The following is a 20,233-nucleotide window of genomic DNA, read 5'->3' as shown; positions in this document are numbered from 1 at the left end:
CCCTGTCGTGTCCGCTGCGCGATCAGTTCGGCAGCATCTCGCTGCCGTGCACCGCGACCAGCACGGGAACCTGGTAGAGGATGTAGGCGAGCTCCGCGGAGTTGCTGTCCGGATGCCAGCGTAGCGCCTTGTCCTCGTCGTACTGTTGTTTCTTCTCCTGCAGCTCCGGCGCCACCGGATCGTCCAGGGTGAGCGTCGGCCCGCCCGGCCTGATCTGCAGAAAGCCCTTGTCGGCGTCGGACAGCACGTCAGGCCAAGCGAGGTCGTTCCAGACGTTGAGCGGCCCGTCGCGAGAAATATCAAGGCCGAAGCGCGGCTCGCCGGGCCGCTCCTTGATGACGAAGAACCAGCCCGGCGCCGTCGAATTGCCGCGGCCGGTGCCTCCCTTTGCCTCCTTCGAGGTCAGGTCGAAGCCAATGAAGGTGATGTCGGGATCGACCTTGGCTTCGTAGAGCGGTGTACGCAGGCGGTCTTCCACCGGACCGTCGGTCTCCAGCACCCGCTCGACGCGGGGATTGATCGCGCCGCCGTCGTCGCGCTGCCAGCGCGCCTTCTGGGCGTAGATCACCGCGGTGGGATATTTCTTCAGCAGCTCGCCGCGGATGACGAGGACGACTTCCTCCTCGTTCTCGCCCGGCTTCTCGCGATGGTCGTGATCACCGAGCTTGGAGAACAGCGACCAGGTGTGGAGCGGCGGAATATCGCGGAGCTTTTCGCGCAGTTCGTCCTTCGACAGGCCCTCCCGGTCGATCACGCCGCTCGGGTCCCAGAACTGGCGGAAGCAGCTGCCGCGCTGGTCGGTGGGATATTCGCGCCACAACAGCTCGCGGGCGAATTCATGGTTGAGGCCAACCATGTAGGCCTCGATGAAACGCTGATTGGTCTCGAGCAGCGTGATCGTGTTCTGCGGAATCTTGTCGATGTTCGGCAGGAAGTGCTCGTCGGACAGTCCGAGAAGCGGCTTGTACATCGGCAGGTCGATTTCCGGATATGCCATCACAGGCTTGAACACTTCCGGCTGCAGCAGCGTCGCGATCCCGTTGATGGCCAGCACTCGCGGCGGAATGGCGATCGAGGAGAAGATGAAGGCGGGCACCGTCTTGTCGGGATCAATCGCAGCGAAGGTCGACGCTCCGAGCGCGGCGATGTCGATCGGCTTGCGCAACGGCGGCTTGCCGAGATCGGCGCTGACCGTGAGCAGCCGGTTGAGGTCCTTGAGGGCTAGTTTGAAGCGCGCCGCCTCCGGACTGTCGGCGGACGAAGCGCCGCCGACCGGCTCAGGCGCGGCGGGATCGGGATCGCGGATGGTGAAAGACGGAAAGCCAGGCAGCGCGTCGATGACGTCGGGCGAAGCCCCTTGCGGCAACACGCCGGTCGCGATGCCGGCCTGCTTCTCCAGCCGCACCAGCCATCGGAACAGCGCCAGCGCCGCTACCGCGACCATGATCGCGAGCGGAATGGCGACGGCCAGCAGCAGCACGGCGACCAGCAGCAGAACGACCAGTAATACCCACTTCGCCCAGCGGTGCTTGGCGAGCCAGTCGGTCAGCTCCGCGGGCAGCGACTTCGGCTGAAGCTGCGCGGCGACATCCTCCACCGCCGGCAAGGCTTCCGGGGTGACCCGCGGCGGCGCCGCGCTGACCTCGCCGCGATTGATCTTCTCCAGCAGCTCTTCGGCGCCTTTCGGCGAGTCGAAGCCGAGCGTCGCCGCGAGTTGGTCGCGCGGCCGGACCGCGCGCCGGAACGGCGCAGACAGCGCCGCGCGGGGCACCGTGCTTTCCTTGAGCCGATGGCGCAGCGTGAAGCCGTCGGCGATCACCCGGCGTTGCACCGGCGCCATCATCGTGAGCCCGCGTTCCGCGCTGAGATCCTTCAGCGGCCCGAGATGGCGCGCATGCCAGATCGCGGCCGCCGCCTTGGCGAATTGCGCCAGCCTGATCCGCCGGTTCGCCGCGAGGATGTCACCGACCTGGTCCCAGGCGGCGTCCATATAGGCCTCCTGGTTCTTCTGCACGACTGCGGTGCCGAACGCGGCGGGAACGCGAAACCGCGGGTCCAGATTGAGCTCGTGCACCCAGTTGCGCGGCTGCGGCGCGTCGCTGCCGTCTGCCTCCTCAAGCAGCCGTTCGGTGAGCGCGTGCCAGCGGCCGTACAGCGGCGGCGTGATCACCGGGTCGGGCGCGCCTTCGCGGGCATAGTCGTCGGTCAGGTTGACGAAGCCCGCCAGCGCCTTCTCGAATTCGTGCGCGTAGGGTTCGTCCCAGCCCTCGTAGGCCGCAGCTTCCGCCTCCTGCGCGCCGGTCAGCGCCTCGTCCGGCACCTTGAGCGCGCCGCCGAGCCGCAGCACCCCGTGGAGCCCGGCGACCGCGATGGGCGGCATCCCGGAGCCCGGCGTCTGCGTGTCCATGTCGCGGCGGCCGAGCCGCGAGTCCGGCGGACGCGGCTTCAGCAGACGGACGAGGTACTCGAAATCGCCCACCGTCCCAGTCTTGAAGTACCACCGCTTGTACACCGGATGCAGCGTCGGGGACGGCCGGTCGGTATAGTCCGCCCAGGCCGACAGGGTGGCGAAGAATGCGGGATTCGCCGCCGGCGCGATTCCGAGGCCGGCGAGACGGCCGCTCTCGAAGGTCGGCACCACGAATGCATGGTAGGACGTATTCGGCTCCAACTGACGCGGCGACAGGACGCGCGAATAGGCGTAGTCCGGATTGCTGGCCAGCAGGCTCTCCAGTCGTGCCCTCGCCTGGTCGGCATTGGTCGATTCCACCACGCCGTCCTGCTGGATCAGGTCGCGGTTGACGTGGACGTGCGCCCAGGCCCAAAGCTGGTCGGCGGGCGGAAATACCGAGGCCGGATCGCCCGTCACGTCGATCGCCGGCAGCGGCCGCGCCGACGACACCGCGACTTCCTTGAACTCCTCCACCTTGAGTACCAGCAGTGCGAGCCACGGGCGCAGCCGGTGGCGCGACTCGTCCGGCGCCGCTGGCGTGTAGCGCCACGGAAAATCCTCGTCGTAGAACTCAACGAAGGGCAGGTAGTTCGGCTCGAAATTGGTGATCCAGTCGCGCGGCTCCACCTTCACCACCGCCTTCGGATCGATGCCGACGATGTCGCCGGGACCATAGAGCGCGACGTCGCGCGAAATCGTCGCCGTCAGATCCGTGTCGCCCTGGACCGGCCGCCCGGCCAGCGACAAGTCGACCTTGATCGTCGCGCGCAGCGACACCGAGTTGTCGTTGTCGGCCGCCGTGATGTTGTTCGCCACGCCGAGCCGCAGCCAGGGCAGGAAGGAATAGGTGCCGATCGTATCACTCATCCCGTCCCTCCCCGCCGCCTCGCCGGACCGCCCGCCATCATCGTGCCTCGCTACGCCGCGCGCTTCATCTCGTGCGGGCGCACGATATGGGCCTCGCTGGCGAAGTTCGGATTGCTCCGCGTCTCCGCCGCCATGAATTCACCGGCGCTGGCGCGCGATTGGAACGACGCAGGCGCGCCGGCGATCGGCGAATTGTCGGCCAGGCTCACCACCACATAGGACGCCTGATCGACCGCGATCTTGTCGTCGAATGCGTGCTTCAGATCGCGCGACTTCGCCGAGATCTCGGACCGCGCCACGGCGTTGTTGGCCAGGAAGTGCGTGAACAGCCCGGAGATGAGCGTGACGAAGCGCCGGCGGGCCCGCTTGAAATTGTTGTCGACGATGATCTCTTCGTAGCGGGCGATGCGCTTGGTGACATAGCTGGTCTTTGCCTGGTTGCCAGTGACCGACAGCTCCAGCCCCGCCTCCTCGGCCTCGTAGTCGGACGCGCTGAGCTTCTCGCCGTCCTTGAGGTCCTTGAACTGGGCGATCGCGAACGACTCCCGGATGGTGGCGCGCTTCTCGATGCCCGACGTCGCGGTCGCGACCGAGAAGTAATTGGCGTCGTCCGGGCGCTGCGCGCCGATCTTGTCGAGGGTGATGCCGAGCGGGATCGCACGCTGGGTGATCTTGAGCGAACCGACCGGATGCAGGACAAGGTCGGAGCCCGCGTCCACGGACTTGAGCGTCACCAACAGCCTGCTGCTGTTCTGCAGCGCGGCAGTCCAATTCTCCGCCTTCGAGTATTCCGCCACCAGCAGGGGCAGCACGGAGACCGGCGGAAGGCTGGTGTCCTCCTTGTCGCCCCAGGTGTGGGAGAAGTCGACGTCGACGTCCCAGAACAGCAGCGAGATGCTCCCGGTGCCCTCGACGTGCCAGGGCGATGTGCCTTCGAGCGAGCCGCGGAAGCGGATACTGAACAGCCCCGCGCCGAACAGCTTCACCGACAGCGAGGCAGAGATCGTGATGATGAAATAGAACGGCGAGAACTGGAACAGCGCGTCGAAGGCGAGATGGCCCTCGATGTTGGCGATCGAGACGCCGAAATACAGCTCCGCATGTGCGCCGAACTGCACGGTGTTCGACGTCACCGCGAAATAGGCATCGACCCGGATGCGGGCCACCGGCGTGTTGAGGATGTTGATCGCGATCCGGGGGATCGGCGGGAACGGCAGCGCCGGTGGATTGTAGGCCGGGTGGAAGCCGCCGACGGAGACGATGAAAGTGGCGTCGCCGCCGAACGACGCGAGTACGCCCATGCCGCCGTCGAGCGGCATGAAGATTACGCGGGATTCGTACAGGATGGCGAAGAACCAGCCGCGCTTCTTGTCGAATTCGATCGCGCCCATGAAGGCGACCTGGATGATGATGAGCGGCAGCCGCTCGTCTGGGATCGCCACCGTCAGCTTGCCGATGATGGCGATGTTGCCGGGAATCTCGATGATGATCCCGAGCGACAGGCTGATCAGCGTCGGCGTGCCCCAGCCGAACTTCGCCATCGGGCCGATGAGGAAGGTCCCCTGCTCTGGCGGGAAGAAGGTGCGGAGGTCGGAGATGATCCGGTGCGCATTGGCGACGACGTCGTGCGGGAATAGCACAGAGTCCAGCGAGCCGGCGCGCACGCCGTTGACTAGCGCGTCGAGGTCCATCGAGCGGTTGAGCCCGACCAGTCCGCCGACTCCCAGCAGGGTGAAGCCGAAGCCGAGCTGCAGTCCGGGATTGAACTCGACCGTGATGATGGCGATGAAGGAAAAGCCCTTTGACCCGTCCGGCATCTTGGTGGTGATGACGCCGATTGCCGTCACCGAGAGGAAGTCGAGGATCTTCAGTTCCAGCGCGCCGGCATATTCGCCGCGGTCCGGATCGATGAAGAGATAGCCGCCGCCCTTCACCGCCCCGGCATCGATCGACAGCCCGACGCCGTTCGGTGGCTTGAATCCGAAGGATAGATCGATCGGGCCGAGATTGCCGCCGCTCCCCGGAAAAGCGAGATCGGTCCGCAGCCCGATGTTTTCCACCACCGCGACGAGCGGACCGAGCGCCGCCTTCAGCGTCGCGCCGACATCGATCGGGAGGCCGTCACCCGACGGTGTCACCGCGAGCGTCAGTCCCTGCACCTCGATCGGACCGAGGTCGATATGCGCTGGGATCTGGATCTCGAGATGCGAGGTGCCGCGGAAATACACGCCGCGCGGATAGGCGACACCGAGGCCGAGATCGAACTCGAACCGCGTCGAGATACCCGACAGGATGGTCGAGATGAAGCCGTCCGAGCCGGACGCGTCGAGGACGAAAGCGAGGCCCTTGAGGTCCGCCTCGGCGAACACCTCGACGTCCTTGCCCGCCACCAGCGTGAAACCACCGGCACCGCTCACCGATTGGTATTCGAGCCGCGTGCCCTCGCCGGTGCCGAGAACGATGGTCGGGCTGCCGGAGGCGGCGGAGTATTCCACTTCGACGCGCGCGGTGCCCTTGGCCGACGTCGGCGCGCCGCTGCCTGCGAAGCCGATCACCATGTCGATGCCGCTGCCCGGCCGCACCATCAGGCCGACACCGCCGGTGAGATCGAGGTCGCTCGAGATCGTCACCGCGATCGTCGGACCGAGCTGCATCCGCACCGACAGCAGCCCGCTGAACGACGGCAGCAGCGCGAAGCCCGGCTTCTTGCTCCCGGACTTCGGCAGCGGGAACAGTCCGAGCTCGGCCGATAGCCGTCCCGCGTCGCGCGCCCGCTCGAAGAACACCAAGCGCAGCCGTTTGCGCACGGCGGCGCGCCCGGTCGGGGGGCCGCCTTCGAGCGCGAGCGCGACCCGATCCGGCACCTCCACCATCCGGACATCGAGCCCGAGCCCGGCCGCGAGGCTGTCGATCTGCCGCGCGAAGCTGGAGAAGTCGAAGCTGTCGGTGCCCCAGCCGAAGGCGTTCTCGAACAGTGTCACCGGGTCGGAGACGATCTTCGGCAGGTCCGGGAAACTGAACTTGTAGTCGATGTAGTCCGGGCGGTTGCCGGCGGGCGCGGTATAGCGGGTGCGGATGACACCGAGCGCCTGCAGCGCGAAACCGATGCCCGGATGATGGTTGCGCAGATAGGTGATGAAGAGATAGCCGACGAGCTGTCCCGGAAACTCGCCCTTGAAATTATCGGCGTTCAGCGTCGCCGGAAATGCGCCGCCGGGCGCCGAGACGAGGTCGTCGATCGCCTGCACGACGCCGGCGATCGCCTCGATGGTCTTGAAGGCGTCTTCGAGCGATCCGGACACGACCGTCGTCTCGCCGTCGGACGCCACTTCGCCGTCGAGCGACAGCCCGCCGCCGACCAGCGCCTGGAGCCGATCGAACAGCAGCTGCAAGTCGACCGCGAGATCGGCGATCGGCTTCGGAATCACGTCGGAATCCCAGCCCAGCTTGAGCAGCAGGCCCTGGAACGCGGCCGGCGACTCCACCGCCGCCCGCAGCGGCAGCAGCAGCTTGCCGATCTCGGCGACGATCGTTTCGAGGGCGCCCGGTTCAGCCATTTTTCTTGGCCTCCGGATAGAATTCGCGGTCGACGACGTCGTGCAGCGCGGGATCGACGCGGTTGGTGATCAGCCATTTGCAGACATGGCAAAAAGTGCCGCTGTTGTTCCGCATCTTGCAGTCGCCGGCCGGACGATAGACCAACCCGGTGAAGTTGTATGCGCCTTCGTACAGGCCGACCAGCCGCTGCGCCTTGCATGGCGGCTTGAAGTTCGGGATGTCCTTCGGGTCGTCGCCCTCGTCGTTCACATGAGCGAAGTCGGGATCCTTGTTGAGCGGCAGATGGTTGCCTGCGATGAAGTCGCGCACCTTCTTTTCCACCACATAGACCAGCGCGTCCGCATCGTCGCGGCGCGGCACGAACAGCAGCGAGCCTTTCGGAAACACGGGAAACGGCGCCGGCGGCAATTCCAGCCCGCCGAGCCGGATCGAGCCGAGGTTCTGGTCGATGTCGCCGATGTCGAGTCTGACGAGGTAATCGGAATCGGTGAACGTGAGCGGCAGTTGCCGGCCGATCGCCGTGATCTGGATGCGGCGGAGAAACGCCTGGCGGCCGGCCGCCTTCGCCTGCACCCAGCGCGGGATCTGGCGCGGGTCGATCCTGACCTCGATCGAGCCACCCTGCTGGGTCGAAGCCTGGGTCAGCTTGGCCGAAAGCTGGACCCTGAGAAGTTCGAACCATTTCACCTTGGACGGATCGACCAGACGGGAGTGATTGGCGGCGTAGTTCGGATCCTGAAAGATGCCGGCGAGCGCGACGATGTTGTCGTGCTCGCTCGAAGCGGTCGCATTGTCTTCGGCGCTCGTTTCGTATTCGTCGCCGAGATTGAAGGAATGGCCGAATTCGTGCGCAACCGTGTCGATGATATCGGTGAGGTCGGCGTCGATGTCGCTGGCGGGCTTGCGCCGCATCACTTTCTTCGTCGCCGTGTTGGTCGCCGGATATTCGAAGTCGAGCGTCTTCAGGCTCTGCAGCGAATTGGCGGTCACGGTCGACTGGTTGAAATTGGTGCCGCCGATCATGTCCTCGTTGGTGATCATGGCGATCAGGCCGCGGCTGCGCTTGAAGGTGCCGTCCGGTATCCACTCGGCGCCCAGCGCGGTGTGCGGCGACGACCCGAGCCGCAGTCCGGACAGGTAGGCCATGATCGGCGCCGCAACGTTCGCGCGGCCGTTCCTAGCGAGTTCCGGCGGGTGCCGGCGCGGATCCGGGGCAAGGTGCCGGGTGGCGCTGGCCGGCTTGAAGAACTGATAGGCGCGGGCGATCAGGGGCGCGAGGTTGGCATCGCCCGCCGCATCCGCCGCCGGCATCGTCAAAGCGGCGCCGGACTTCGCCGATTGGTCGCCCCAGCGGGAGCCGAGCATCAGGCCGTAGAAGGTGTCACGTGCCTCCAGGATGCCGAGCGATTTCTGCTTCCTCCACGCTTCGATCAGGGTGTCGTTGACCTTCGCCGCGTCGTAGTTGGACAGCGACTGGCCCGCCCAACGCGCCTTCAATTGCGCCGGCGTCGCAGTCTCGTTGCGGAGCGGCAGGCCGACGCGGGCCACGAGCTCGTCGACCTCGTAGATGCTCTTGTCGTCCGAAACGCTGTAGTTCCACGGAATCGGTCCGCCCCTGCCGAGCTCCGAGGTCTCCTCGTCGTTGACGCGCCAGCCGCAGGTCACCGCCTGCTCTTCCGATGCCTGGAAGGCCTTGAATACGTTGAAGCTGCCCGCGAGCGTGCCGTAGGGCTCGTGGCGCTTCTGCGAGAACAGACCGTCCGCCGCTTCCTGCACGATCTTGTCGAACTTGTCCTTCTCGGACGCGCGAAAGCCTTCGGCGAGGAACAGGATGTTGTGCATCTCGGCGGCATTGGCGAGGTCACCGGCGCGCACCGTCGAGATGTTGTCGCGAGTCTTGGCGTAGTCGACCACTTTCACCGGCAGGCTCTGGTTGACGCCGAGGAAGCTGCCGTTGAGCTGGGCCGCCCCCTCGCTCACGCCCCTCAACCGTCCCTCATTGTTCGTATTTGCCACCACGAAGGTGCCGGGGCTGGCCGAGCTGAGCGTGACGAAGCCGTGTCCGGTGATGTCGCCGACGAGATCGGTCCCGGTCGGATCGTCGCTGAACAGCGCGCACAGCGTCGGCTGGCTGTGGGCGACCGTCGGATGCAGCGCCGTGGTGATCGAGGAGTTGCCGAACCACCAGCCGAGCACATCGTCGTGCACCTGGATACGCGCGACGACGTAACCGGGTCCATATTCGATCACCACGAGATTGATGCCGACGTCGTCGCCGGTGATGGTGCGCGCCGCAGGATCGATCGTCACGAAGCTGGTCAGCCGGGAGCCGACCGGGTTGTACGGCGCCAGGATCCGAAAATTGCAATCCGCGGTGACGTCGGTCAGCGTGTAGGTCGTCGACCCGTTCGGCAGATCCTGGTCGAACACGCGGAACGGCAGCGCTTTGGTCGCGGGCTTCTTCAGCGCGACGTGCATGTCGCAATGCGGGTAGACAATGAGAGGCATGCCGGCACAACCCTCTCTCAGCCAGTAGAACTATTGGGAAGCCCGTCGCTCCCATCGGAAATCTGGCATCGTAAAGATTTTACACCCAAGCCTTCTCAATACAACCTCAACGTGATACTGTTTCGACATCCTTCTTCAATTGTCGTTTGCCGAGTGGAGCTCTCTATCGCTGAGGCCAATCGTGATGCAAAAGCCGTGATGCAAAAGCCGGCGGCGTGGAGCATCTCGTTGTCCTCGTTCATCGGATAGACACGAACGCTCAGTGGTTTCCGATCGCCAAGAAGCCATTGGAGGGCGCTGGGCTTGTAGCTGTCCCCGCGAGGTACGGGATCTATGGCGTGATCCGTTTTCTTACCCCGTCAAGCGTCTTGAGTCGCACTGCGATTGACCGCGTCTCCCATCCGTGAACGCGAACAGCGCCGGGGCCTCATTCTCGCGCTAACTTTGGCGGAGATCCTGCTCCTGCTCACGCTTACATCCGAACTCAAGATTTGGCAGGACAGAGCTAATGCGGCTGAAGAGCAGCTGAAGCCGCTTCAGCAAGTACTGTATGTAGGTGGCGCGGTCGATATCACCGGCGTGCGGCAGCTCGTTGAGCGTTTCGAACGGCTCCCAGACTTGGAAGCGGAAAAGACAGCCCTCAAAGGGGGAGGCAGCCAAGCGGGCTGAGCAATCTGAGCTGTTTAAGTCACTCGGCCTCGACAGCGCGCAGACACTCCACTCGTTTTCCACCGCGCAGGCGTCGGAAATCGGTCCTAATGATCCGCCGGCCGTTCTGAAGCGTGCGGTCGATGTTCTCAGCCCTTAGGCAAAGATCCGCAGCGGAGCCAGATCAAGCCGCTATCTGAAGTTGCCCAAAAACTTGCAGCGGCGGAAGCTGAACGGGAGAGGTATCACCTCGACGTGCTCAATCTAATGCGCCGAAATGGAAACGGCCTCGCCTATCCATCATGCTGGAGGACGCCGACGGGACAAGCGGAATACATCTTCGATATCACGTTCGGCGATCGCGGGATACGGGTCAGCGATGCGCCCAAACCCGATCGAAAGATCCGGCTTGGAAAGATGATGGGATCATTTTATGCGTGGCATCGAGATCAATGAACGAGATTTCGCCGCGGCTACCCGGAACCTTGCCGACTGGGCGACATCCCAAAACTGCAAATTCTACTCACGCAACAGGGATGAAACCGGCCTTTCAAACAAGACGCGCTACAAGTACCTGCAGCGGACCATCGAGCAGAATTTCTATCCTTACTATTCGCCAGCTCCGAGCACGTCACCTAGAAGACCAGCATCCGCTGCCATGACCACGACTGCCGCGCCTAGCCCACCTGTAGGGTAGCTGAGCGAACCGCGGACGGAATAGTTAACACCGCCACCGCCTGACAGAGGATGATAGATGCAGAGCGAAGGCATCCAAGAATACTGTTCACTCTCGCTTCTTCGCGCTGCAGCGTTGCCAATCGGGCGAATTGAGCGCAGGCTCCTCCCCAAGCGCGCAAGTCGCATCATGGGGAGAGACGCATGAAGGAACCGGGACTCGACGGCCGTCATCGGGACAAGGATGGCGAGATCAGCAGGAAGCACGGCAATACGTTGGTCGCCACGTTGCGCAAGATCTATGGGAAGTCGTTTGCGGCCGGCTACCCGGATTCGACGAAGCTCAGTGACGTGCTGCTGCAGCTCAACGAGACGTCGCTGAGCCAGTTGCGCCGGGATCACGGCACCGGGCATTTGGATCACAAGATCAAGGAAGCCTCGAAGTGATCGGGTTTTGCTGATCGGGATCCCTCGCCCGATTGGCGAGGCCGATTGGTGGTCGCAACGTTTGTTCGCTCCCGTGGTTTCGTGCTGTCCCGCTGCGCGGAGCGCCATCGCGCGTCGGAAAGCCCGGGCACCGGGCACTCCGACGCTGAATCCGACGGACGAATCCGTCCTACTTCCCCATGCTTCCCGCCTGGTTCGTGCCCGGGCCGACATTGCCCTGGCTCGACGAGGTGGAATCGCGGCCGGACTTCATGTTGCTGCCGGTGGTCTGCGACGAGGTGGTCGACGTCGCGGCGTTGTGCTTCTTGTGGTGCTTCGCTTGCGCGGCGAGCGGGACGGCGGCGAGGGTAGCGGCGACGAGGGTGGCAATGGCGAGTTGGGTCTTCTTCATGGATCCGATCTCTATCCGGTTGAACTCCACGCTCGCCCAACCCGGCTGCGACATCACAGTTCCTGCCGGGGGATCAAGCGTTGTTGTTCGATTCCGACGGCGCGCGTGAAGGTGCGATGCAGCAGCGTCAGGCCGGCGCTTGCATGGGCACGGCGCCAGGCTGCGACGTCGGCTTGGGAAACGGCCGGAAGGTCATCATCATCATGACAGCGCCGAGGCCCATCACCCACGAGCCGACATAGAGCCAAGTGTAGCTCGCAAAGCTGTCGTAGATCAGGCCGCCGGCCAGCGGGCCGGTCGCCATGCCGAGGCTGCCGGCCATCGCCGTGCCGCCGATCACCGTGCCCATGATGCCTTGCGGAAAATTGTCACGCGCGATCGCGGCGTAGAGCGGCATGGTGCCGGCATAGAGGAAGCCGAAGGTCGCCGCGACCGCATAGAACGCGGCGAGGTCGCGCACGACCACGTAGGCGAGCGCGCCGAACGCCTGCGCGAGCAGGCCGAGAACGAGTACCCGCTTGGCGCCGAAGCGGTCGCCGAGCAGGCCGAAGGCGATGCGGCCGCCGAGCCCGGCGAGCCCCTCGATGCTGTAGATCGTCACCGCCGCCATCAGCGGGATGCCGCAGGTGACGGCGTAGCTCACGGTGTGGATGATGGGGCCGGAATGCGTGGCGCAGCAGAAGAAGTTGGTGGCGAGCAGGATCAGGAACTGCGGCGAGCGCAGCGCCGCCGATCGCGTCATCTCGGCCGGCCCGGCGGCGGGACCCGACGCGACGGCGTCGCCGGGCGCGGACGATGGCGGACGGCCCACGAGCAGCGACGTGGGAATCATGATGGCGGCCACGATCGCGGCGATGCACTGCATCGCGGTCCGCCAGTCGTAGCTGGAGACGAGCCAGGCCGCGAGCGGCGACATCGTCATCGGCGCCACGCCCATGCCGGCCGAGACCAGCGACACCGCGAGGCTGCGATGAGTGTCGAACCAGCCGGTGACGGTCGCCATGACCGGCGGAAAGATCGCCGCCGTCGCGATGCCTGCGATCAGGCCGAACAGCAGTTGGAACGCCAGCAGCGAGGATGTCAGGCTTGCCAGCAGCAGGCTGACGGCGAGCAGGATCGATCCGATCAGCAGCACGGGACGCGGGCCGATGCGGTCGGACAGCGTGCCCCAGCCCATGCTGGTGACGGCCATCGCCAGGAAGCCGATCGTCATCGCGGTGGAGATCCCCGCGACCGACCACCCGGTCTCGGCGGCCATCGGCTTGAGGAACACCGGCAGCGAGAACAGGCCGCCGACGGCGACGCAGCCGAGCACGCCCCCGGCCGCCACGATCACCCAGCGATAGTACGATGTGCTCATCCGCCGTCTCCTTCCCGATTGTTCGGTTGGAAGACGATCGGGACAGGGCCGAGACGACACGCGGCGATCGGATTTTTTCGCGGGCTGTGGAGCCGGCGCCTCACACCGGCGTCATGCCGTGCTGGCGCTTGGTCTCGGCGGTCTCCTCGGAGACCAGATATTCGATGAAGGCCCGCGCCGCGTCGGTGTGCGCGCCGGCCTTGCACAGCGCGGCGGCGAACACCGTGCCCGGCTGCAGCGCATCCGGCAGCAGGCCGACGATGTCGATGCCGGGGGCGCCGAGCATTTCGCTGAGCTGCTGGAAGCCGACATCGACCTCGCCATCGGCGAGCAGTTTTGCAACCGGAATGCCCGGCTTGGCCTGCACCAGGCGCGACGCGCCCTCGCCTTCCAGGCCCCAGTCGCGAGCGAGCTTCTGCACGTGCGTTCCGCTCGGGCCCGTGGAGATGCCGATCGCCCTGGCATTCTCCATCGCCTTGCGCACGGCGGCCTCGTCCAACGGATCAGGCTTCACGGCGCCCGCGCGCACCGCCATCGCCATCGGCGATTCCGCGATCTCGATGATGCTGCCGGGCACGAGATGGCCGTCGGCCTCGAGCTTCTGCAGCGCATCCGAGGCGAGCACCGCGAAATCGAACGCTTCGCCGGCGCGGATGCGCTTGGCGGCATCGACGCCGCCGACGGATTCGATCGTGATCACCTCGCCGGTCGCCTCCTCATAGGCGGCCGCGAGCTCGGCGAGGATCTGCCTCGTCGCCATCGAGGAAATGCCGGCGGCGGTCACGCTCATGATCTGCTCCGTTCAACGATGTCGATGACGACGCCGCAAAGGCGGACGCGCACGTCTCGGATATGGCAAGCGCGGCGGCCGAGCAAGATGGTCGTCACTTCGGCACGTTGCGCTCCAGATCCTCCAGCCACGCGGTGGCGTTGCCGTCCGACGGCGCGCGCCAGTCGCCGCGCGGCGACAGGGCGCCGCCGGCGACCACTTTCGGGCCGTTCGGCATTGCCGAGCGCTTGAACTGGCTGAAGGCGAAGAAGCGCTTGAGGAACACCTCCAGCCACTTCCTGATCTCGCCGAGCGTGTAGGCGTGGCGCTTGTCGGCAGGGAAATGCGGCGGCCAGGCGCCGTCGCCGACATTCTTCCAGGCGTGATGCGCCATGAAGGCGATCTTCGACGGGCGCATGCCGTAGCGCAGCGTGTAGAACAAATTGAAGTCCTGCAGCTCATAGGGGCCGATCGCGGCCTGCGTGCTCTGCGGCGTCTCGCCCTCCTTCACCGGCACCAGCTCCGGCGAGATCTCCGCTGAAAGCACCGCCTCGAGCGTGCGGTCCACTTCGGCGGAGAACTGATGCGAGGCGATCACCCAGCGGATGAGATGCTGGATCAAGGTCTTCGGCACGCCGGCATTGACATTGTAGTGCGCCATCTGATCGCCGACGCCATAGGTGCACCAGCCCAGCGCGAGCTCGGAGAGATCGCCGGTGCCGAGCACGAGGCCGCCCCGATCATTGGCGAGGCGGAACAGGTAGTCGGTGCGCAGGCCCGCCTGCACGTTCTCGAAGGTGACGTCGTAGACCTGTTCGCCGCGGCCGAAGGGATGGCCGATGTCCTTCAGCATCTGCGTCGCGGCGGGGCGGATGTCGAGTTCGGCGGCGCTGACTTGAAGCGACGACATCAGCGCATGCGCGTAGGACTTGCTCTGCGCGCCCGTGGCGAAGCCGGGCATCGTATAGGCCAGGATGTTGGTGCGGGGAAGGCCGAGCAGGTCGATCGCCTTCGCCGCGACGATCAGCGCATGCGTGGAATCGAGCCCGCCGGAGACGCCGATCACGATGCGCTTGGTGCCGGTGGCGCGCAGCCGCTGCGTCAGGCCGGCGACCTGGATGTTGTAGGCCTCGTAGCAGTCCTGATCGAGCCTCGCGGGATCACTCGGCACGAACGGAAAGCGCTCGATGCTGCGCATGAAGCCGATGTCATCGAGGGTCGGCTGCAGCTCGAAGCCGATACGGCGGTAGTGCACGCCGGCGCGTTGCGCGCGCGCATTGTCGTCGAACGTGCCCATCAGCGCCCGCTCCTGGCGCAGCAGATCGAGATCGACGTCGGCGAAGATGGTCTGGCCGATCTGGCGGAAGCGCTCGCTCTCGGCCAGCAGCATGCCGTTCTCGAAGATCGAGGTCTGGCCGTCCCAGGCGAGATCCGTGGTGGATTCGCCCACACCGGCCGCCGCGTAGATGTAGGCGGCGAGGCAGCGCGCCGACGTGGAACGACAGAGCAGCGAGCGCGACTCGGCGCGGCCGACCGTGATCGGGCTGCCCGAGAGATTGGCGAGCACGGTGGCGCCGGCGAGCGCCAACTCGGACGCCGGCGTCACCGGGATCCACATGTCCTCGCAGATCTCGACGCCGATGACGAGCCCGGCGACGTCAGCGGCGGCGAACAGCAGATCCGTGCCGAATGGCGCCATGGTCTCGGCGACCTCGATCATCTCGCCGCGGATGCCGGCGCCGGAGGCGAAGTGACGGCCCTCGTAGAACTCGCGATAGGTTGGCAGGTAGCTCTTCGGGATGACGCCGAGTACCTCGCCGCGATGGATCACGACGGCGCAATTGTAGACGCGATGCGCAAAGCGCAGCGGCGCGCCGACGATCATGACCGGCATCAGGTCGTGCGAGGCTTCGACCAAGGTGAGCAGGCCGCGCTGGACGGCGTCGAGCAGCGGATCCTGCTTGACCAGGTCCTCGATCGCGTAGCCGGACAGGCAGAGCTCCGGAAACACCGCGACCGCCGCCCCCTGGTCATGGCAGGCGCGCGCCGCCGCCAGGATCGCCGCCGCGTTGGCGGTGGGGTTGGCGACGCTGGAGGCGGTGACGCAGGCGGCGACGCGGGCAAAACCGTGCCGGTAGATCGAATGGAAATTCATCGTGGCAGTCCATCTCCTGTCACCTGATCATACGACATGGACCATGACGGGAGCCATAACAAGGGCGGCAGGCCAGCACCGCCAGGGGCGCAGGCTGTGACCTCCGCACGCGTCATTTGAATTGCGCGGGCCACCCGGTGCCGGGTAACTCGAGGCTCGCTTCTTCGCGCCATCCGGGTGAACGGCATCCATGAACCTCTTCGTCATCGGCTTCGGCTACACCGCGCAGCGCTTCGTCGAACTGCACCGCGGCGCGTTCGCGCGCGTCGGCGGCACGGTGCGCGGCGCCGACAAGCGCGCGCAGCTGGCGCCTGATGACATCGACCTGTTCGACGGCACGGCGCCGGCCGCGACGCTGGCGAAAGCCGCGGGCGCCGACGTCGTGCTGATCTCGGTGCCTCCGGGAGCCGGCGACGACCCGGTGCTGGCCACGTTCGGCGACGCTATCACGGCAGGGCGCGCGCGCCGCGTAGTCTATCTCTCGACTGTCGGCGTCTATGGCGACCATCAGGGCGGCTGGATCGACGAGGACACGCCGCTGGCGCCTGAGCACGACCGGGTGCAGGCCCGGGTCCGCGTCGAGGCGGACTGGCGCGCGCGGATCGGCGACCGGCTCGCGGTGCTCCGGCTCGGCGGCATCTACGGGCCGGGCCGCAATGCGCTGGTCGAGCTGCGGGCCGGGCGGGCGCGGCGCATCGTCAAGCCGGGACAGGTGTTCAACCGCATCCATGTCGATGATGCGGGCCGCGCGATCATGGGCGCGATCGAGCGCCGGCAAGGCGGCGCCTGGAACATTGTCGACGACGAGCCGGCGCCGCCGCAGGATGTCATCGCCTACGCCGCCGCGCTGATGGGCATCGCGCCGCCGCCCGAGCTGCCGTTCGACCGCGCCGAGCTGTCGCCGATGGCGCGGAGCTTCTATGCCAGCAACCGCCGCATCCGGAACGTCCGCGCCAAGCAGGAGCTCGGCGTCGTCTTTGCCTACCCGACATATCGTGCCGGGCTCGACGCGCTGTGGGCCGCGGGCGAAGGGCGCTGACGCGAGATTTTCTGGGACACCGGCGAAACCTTCCGCCGCGCTCGCGATTGCCACGAACAGAGATTGTCATGCGGGTTTGACGCGACTGCACGTCGTGTGCCCCTCACACGACGGATGTTCGACGTGCAAGGCGATCAACCCATCAGCTGGCTGATGTTCTTCACGCTCGCGGCCGCGATCATCATTGCCGCCGGCGCGTTCCTGGCCTTCCTGCGCTCGCGACACAACCGCGAGATCGCGGCGGTGGCGCTCGAGGGCGACGGCCGCGCCCGCGTCGTCGCTGACCGGAGCCGGTGCCGAGAGCGGCGGGCATCCGGAGGCAAATCCGCCGGCGAGGTAAAAAATACCGCCAGGAAGCAAGAAGGCCGCGCAATGGGCGGCCATCTTGATGTTCAACCCGGGTGGATCGCCCCGATCAGATCGCGGCTGCGACCTTGTCGAGGCCGATGGTGCGCGCAAGCCGCCGCACTTCGTCCTTCTGGTCCTCGCGCAGCTGCCACAGCAGCGGCATCGCGGCCGACTTCAGCTGTTGCACCTCATCCGAATCCGGATCGATCGCCACCGCGCCCGGCTTCGCCGCGCCCTGGCGGCCGGCGTGGATCTTGCGGGCGACGGCGCGCAGCGCCGTCTCGACCGCCGGCCAATAATATTCCTGGCTCGACGACAGCCGCAGCCGCTCCTTGATGCCCGCGATCTGGCCGTCCGACAGCAACGAATAGGCCTTCTGCACCTCCGGCTTCAGCGGCGCCGGGGCCGGCTCGCTCCTGGCGAGAATCTTGGACTTCGGCACCACCGGCTCGGCAGCGACGACGGCCGACGCTTTCGCCATTTCCGGCTCGGACGGCGCATAGGCAAAGGCCTGGCGCAGCGTCGCCTTCGACGGGGCACTCGGCTGCTGCACCTCGGGAGCCGCAAGTGTGACCATCGCCAGGCGGTCGCCCTTGGCTTCACGGTTGGAGATTGGGCTCTTCGCCACCACAGGCGGCATCATCGCACCGGCCGAAGGCACGCTGTCCCGCATCAGGACGCTTGTCACGGCCGCGCCTGCGATCAGCACGCCCAGCACAGCGACAAAAGCGATCGACTTCGTCACGCAATTCTCCGTATCCCGGCGGAAAGCCGCAGCTTGCCGAAAAGTGGGAGTTAATTAAGGCTTTACGATGCCACAGAAACACAGAGGCCACCATTCTGCCCTGTGAACATGACGGATATTTTTTTACGCCGCCGAAGACAGCTCGGCCGGCATCAGCAGGTCGTACGCGGCCTGGATGTCGGCGACGATGTCGGAGGCCTCCCAAAGCGCCGCCGGTTCCACCGAATGCAGGCTGATGGTCCAGTTCCCGCCGCGAGCGGTGCGGGGAACGCTCATGATGTCGAACTGGACGTTGCGGCACAGCGGATGCCGCTGCAAAGCATGCCCGACGCGGATCCGGATCTCCTCGAGAGTCGCCCGCTCCTTGTCCTGCCGTAGCCCGATGCCCATCGCACGATTCCGCCAAGTTCAAGCTCCGCCGATTGTGGGACCCGATGGTTAATGGTGCCTTAAGGACACACATCACGTTTTCTCTCATGATCGGAAGCCACCCGCGCCGCCGTACTCATCAGCCGTGCGCGCGACCAGCACGGCGACCGACGGAATGTCGGTGACCCCCGAGGTCGCGTGCCCCGCGCTCCAGATGTCGCGCCAGCGTTTCGGCCGCGCCTCGCGCGCGGCGATGTCGATGTCGCTGCCGATCTCGATCGCGCCGCGCGCCGGCAACGCTTCGGGATCGAGCCCGGCCGCGACGATCGACGGCCGCAGCATGCTGGTCGGCAGGCCCGTGAACGCCGAGGTGAGCAGCACGTCGTCGGCCGAGCTTGCCACCAGCATCGCCTTGTAGCGATCATCGGCCATGCTTTCGCGCGTGGCGATGAACTTCGTGCCCATATAAGCGAGATCGCAGCCGAGCACTTCGGCCGCCCGCAAGGCCACGCCGTCGCTGATGCCGCCCGCGAGCACGATCGGCCCGGCGAAGAACGCCCTGACCGCGCGCACGAAGGCGAACGGGTTGAGCCAGCCGGTCTGGCCACCCGCGCCGGCCGTGAGCAGCACCAGCCCATCGGCGCCGGCTTCCACCGCGCGCTCGGCATGACGGATCGAGGCGACGTCGGCCAACACCAGCGCGCCCGCATCATGCAAGGGCGCAACGACCTTCGCCGGCGAGCCGACCGATGTGATCACGATCTCCGGCCGGTGCCGCAATAGCACCGCGAGATCGTCCTTCAGCCGCGCGTTGGAGTGATGCACGATCAGATTCGGGCAGACCGGCGCAGTCGCCGCCCCGCTGGTATCGCTGCTGCGCGCAAGCCGATCCGCAATCCGGAACAGCCAGGCGTCGAGCTCGTCGGGGGTGCGACAATTGACCGTCGGGAACGCGCCGATCACGCCGTTGGCGCAGGCCGCGCTCACGAGCTCGATTCCCGACACCAGAAACATCGGCGCTGCGATCAGCGGCAGGCGCAGCCGCGTCCGCAGCCCGGCCCATCGAGTCTCCTGCACGGCGCGTCCTCCCTGATCTCTGTTCGGCTCAGGGATAACGACGCAGCCGCATGCGATCAATCGTTGCCGAAGAAGCTGAAGCGCGGCCCCTCCATGCCGACCGGCTGCGCCGCATAGGTGCGCGGCGTCGTATCCTCGCGCACCGCCTGCTCGACGGCGCGCAGATCCTGCTCGCGGCGCTGGCGCCGGCGCTCGACATATTGCCGGTGCCGGTCGGCGCGGCGCTGCTCGGCGACGCGCTTGCGCTCGGCCCCGCGCGCCTTCAGGTCCGCGTCCTGAACTTTTTCTGCGGCCTTCTCCTGGAGCTTGGCCTGGGCTTCGTCGGACGTGGTGGCCGGGGTGGTGGCCGCCACCGCAGAAGCCGCGGGCGCAGCGTTCGCGTCCGGCGCAGCCGCCTGCTGCGACGGCGCGGGACTGGCCGAGGCCGACATCGCAGGCGCCGTCTCGGCTGCTGCAGGCGACACCTTGATCGGCGTCGTCGCAGCCGCCTGCGTCGCCGCAAGATACGCGGTGGCGGTCGGACTTGGCGACGGCGCGTCCGGTCCGGAGCGCTCGAGCTTGGTCGATTCCATCACCGGCGATCTCGGATGCATGCCCTCGGCCAGAATGAGCCCACCGCCGAGACCGGCCGCGACGGCGATGGCGACCGTTCCGGCTCCTGCAAAAAAGGCTGTCGAGGTGCGCATGGCCTTGCTCCTTAATTCTTCGGCCGGGCAACGCGGGGCGCGCTGCGATGTTCCGGGAACGGCAAAGCGCGCCTTGAGCGCGAGGCACTTTCTGATAGCGTCGGCAACAAGCCATGCGACGCCACAACGATCGCGGCCT

The 20,233-nt window shown here is 66.2% G+C and carries 15 protein-coding genes; 3 read left to right on the top strand and 12 right to left on the bottom strand.

Translation table 11 applies throughout. The annotated features are described in order from the left end of the window. Nucleotides 1–22: 22 nt before the first annotated feature. The 3 genes from QX132_RS10305 to QX132_RS10295 are packed head-to-tail and all read right to left on the bottom strand — an operon-like array spanning nucleotide 23 to nucleotide 9,385. A complete protein-coding gene (locus tag QX132_RS10305; protein WP_316160982.1) occupies nucleotides 23–3,319 on the bottom strand; it encodes a hypothetical protein in 3,297 nt (1,098 codons plus the stop codon). Nucleotides 3,320–3,369: 50 nt separating this feature from the next. Next, a complete protein-coding gene (locus QX132_RS10300; protein WP_316160980.1) occupies nucleotides 3,370–6,876 on the bottom strand; it encodes a DUF6603 domain-containing protein in 3,507 nt (1,168 codons plus the stop codon). Continuing rightward, complete coding sequence (locus QX132_RS10295) at nucleotides 6,869–9,385, bottom strand: M64 family metallopeptidase (protein ID WP_315736154.1); 2,517 nt, start codon at nucleotides 9,383–9,385, stop codon at nucleotides 6,869–6,871. Before QX132_RS10295 ends, QX132_RS10300 begins: the two co-directional genes overlap by 8 nt. 384 nt (nucleotides 9,386–9,769) lie before the next feature. Here QX132_RS10295 and QX132_RS10290 point away from each other — a divergent pair, with 384 nt between their 5' ends. Together QX132_RS10290 and QX132_RS10285 are read left to right on the top strand one after the other, a co-directional pair. Then, a complete protein-coding gene (locus tag QX132_RS10290; protein WP_315736153.1) occupies nucleotides 9,770–10,054 on the top strand; it encodes a hypothetical protein in 285 nt (94 codons plus the stop codon). A gap of 858 nt (nucleotides 10,055–10,912) precedes the next feature. Further along, entirely contained in the window at nucleotides 10,913–11,155 is a 243-nt protein-coding gene (locus QX132_RS10285; protein WP_315736152.1) for a hypothetical protein, read from the top strand. 169 nt (nucleotides 11,156–11,324) lie between these two features. Here the strand turns inward: QX132_RS10285 and QX132_RS10280 are convergent, their stop codons facing one another. From QX132_RS10280 to QX132_RS10265, 4 genes are all read right to left on the bottom strand, one after another. Then, entirely contained in the window at nucleotides 11,325–11,546 is a 222-nt protein-coding gene (locus QX132_RS10280) for a hypothetical protein (protein WP_315716269.1), read from the bottom strand. A 127-nt stretch (nucleotides 11,547–11,673) separates the two neighbouring features. After that, on the bottom strand, nucleotides 11,674–12,906 hold the full coding sequence (locus QX132_RS10275; protein ID WP_315782971.1) for an MFS transporter: 1,233 nt from the start codon (nucleotides 12,904–12,906) through the stop codon (nucleotides 11,674–11,676). A gap of 100 nt (nucleotides 12,907–13,006) precedes the next feature. After that, nucleotides 13,007–13,696 carry a substrate-binding domain-containing protein gene (locus tag QX132_RS10270; protein ID WP_315798971.1) on the bottom strand — a complete coding sequence of 230 codons (690 nt, stop codon included), beginning with the start codon at nucleotides 13,694–13,696 and terminating at the stop codon, nucleotides 13,007–13,009. A 94-nt stretch (nucleotides 13,697–13,790) separates the two neighbouring features. After that, entirely contained in the window at nucleotides 13,791–15,830 is a 2,040-nt protein-coding gene (locus QX132_RS10265; protein WP_315798970.1) for an NAD(+) synthase, read from the bottom strand. Nucleotides 15,831–16,020: 190 nt separating this feature from the next. Between QX132_RS10265 and QX132_RS10260 the strand changes: the two genes are divergently transcribed. Further along, nucleotides 16,021–16,869, top strand: coding sequence for an SDR family oxidoreductase (locus QX132_RS10260; RefSeq protein ID WP_315798969.1), 849 nt, complete (start codon nucleotides 16,021–16,023; stop codon nucleotides 16,867–16,869). Nucleotides 16,870–16,935: 66 nt separating this feature from the next. Here QX132_RS10260 and QX132_RS10255 read toward each other — a convergent pair whose 3' ends face one another. From QX132_RS10255 to QX132_RS10235, 5 genes are all read right to left on the bottom strand, one after another. Next, entirely contained in the window at nucleotides 16,936–17,265 is a 330-nt protein-coding gene (locus QX132_RS10255; protein ID WP_315798968.1) for a hypothetical protein, read from the bottom strand. A 19-nt stretch (nucleotides 17,266–17,284) separates the two neighbouring features. Continuing rightward, entirely contained in the window at nucleotides 17,285–17,905 is a 621-nt protein-coding gene (locus QX132_RS10250; protein WP_315737021.1) for a hypothetical protein, read from the bottom strand. 180 nt (nucleotides 17,906–18,085) lie between these two features. Next, entirely contained in the window at nucleotides 18,086–18,352 is a 267-nt protein-coding gene (locus tag QX132_RS10245; protein ID WP_315736147.1) for a hypothetical protein, read from the bottom strand. Nucleotides 18,353–18,436: 84 nt separating this feature from the next. Continuing rightward, entirely contained in the window at nucleotides 18,437–19,408 is a 972-nt protein-coding gene (locus QX132_RS10240) for a nitronate monooxygenase (protein ID WP_316160977.1), read from the bottom strand. A gap of 56 nt (nucleotides 19,409–19,464) precedes the next feature. After that, entirely contained in the window at nucleotides 19,465–20,094 is a 630-nt protein-coding gene (locus tag QX132_RS10235; RefSeq protein ID WP_315782961.1) for a hypothetical protein, read from the bottom strand. Between the last annotated feature and the right edge of the window lie 139 nt (nucleotides 20,095–20,233).

Origin of the sequence: Bradyrhizobium sp. SZCCHNRI20481, assembly GCF_032485055.1 — a bacterium.
Lineage (GTDB): Bacteria > Pseudomonadota > Alphaproteobacteria > Rhizobiales > Xanthobacteraceae > Bradyrhizobium.
This window is presented reverse-complemented; position numbering and strand designations above follow the sequence as displayed.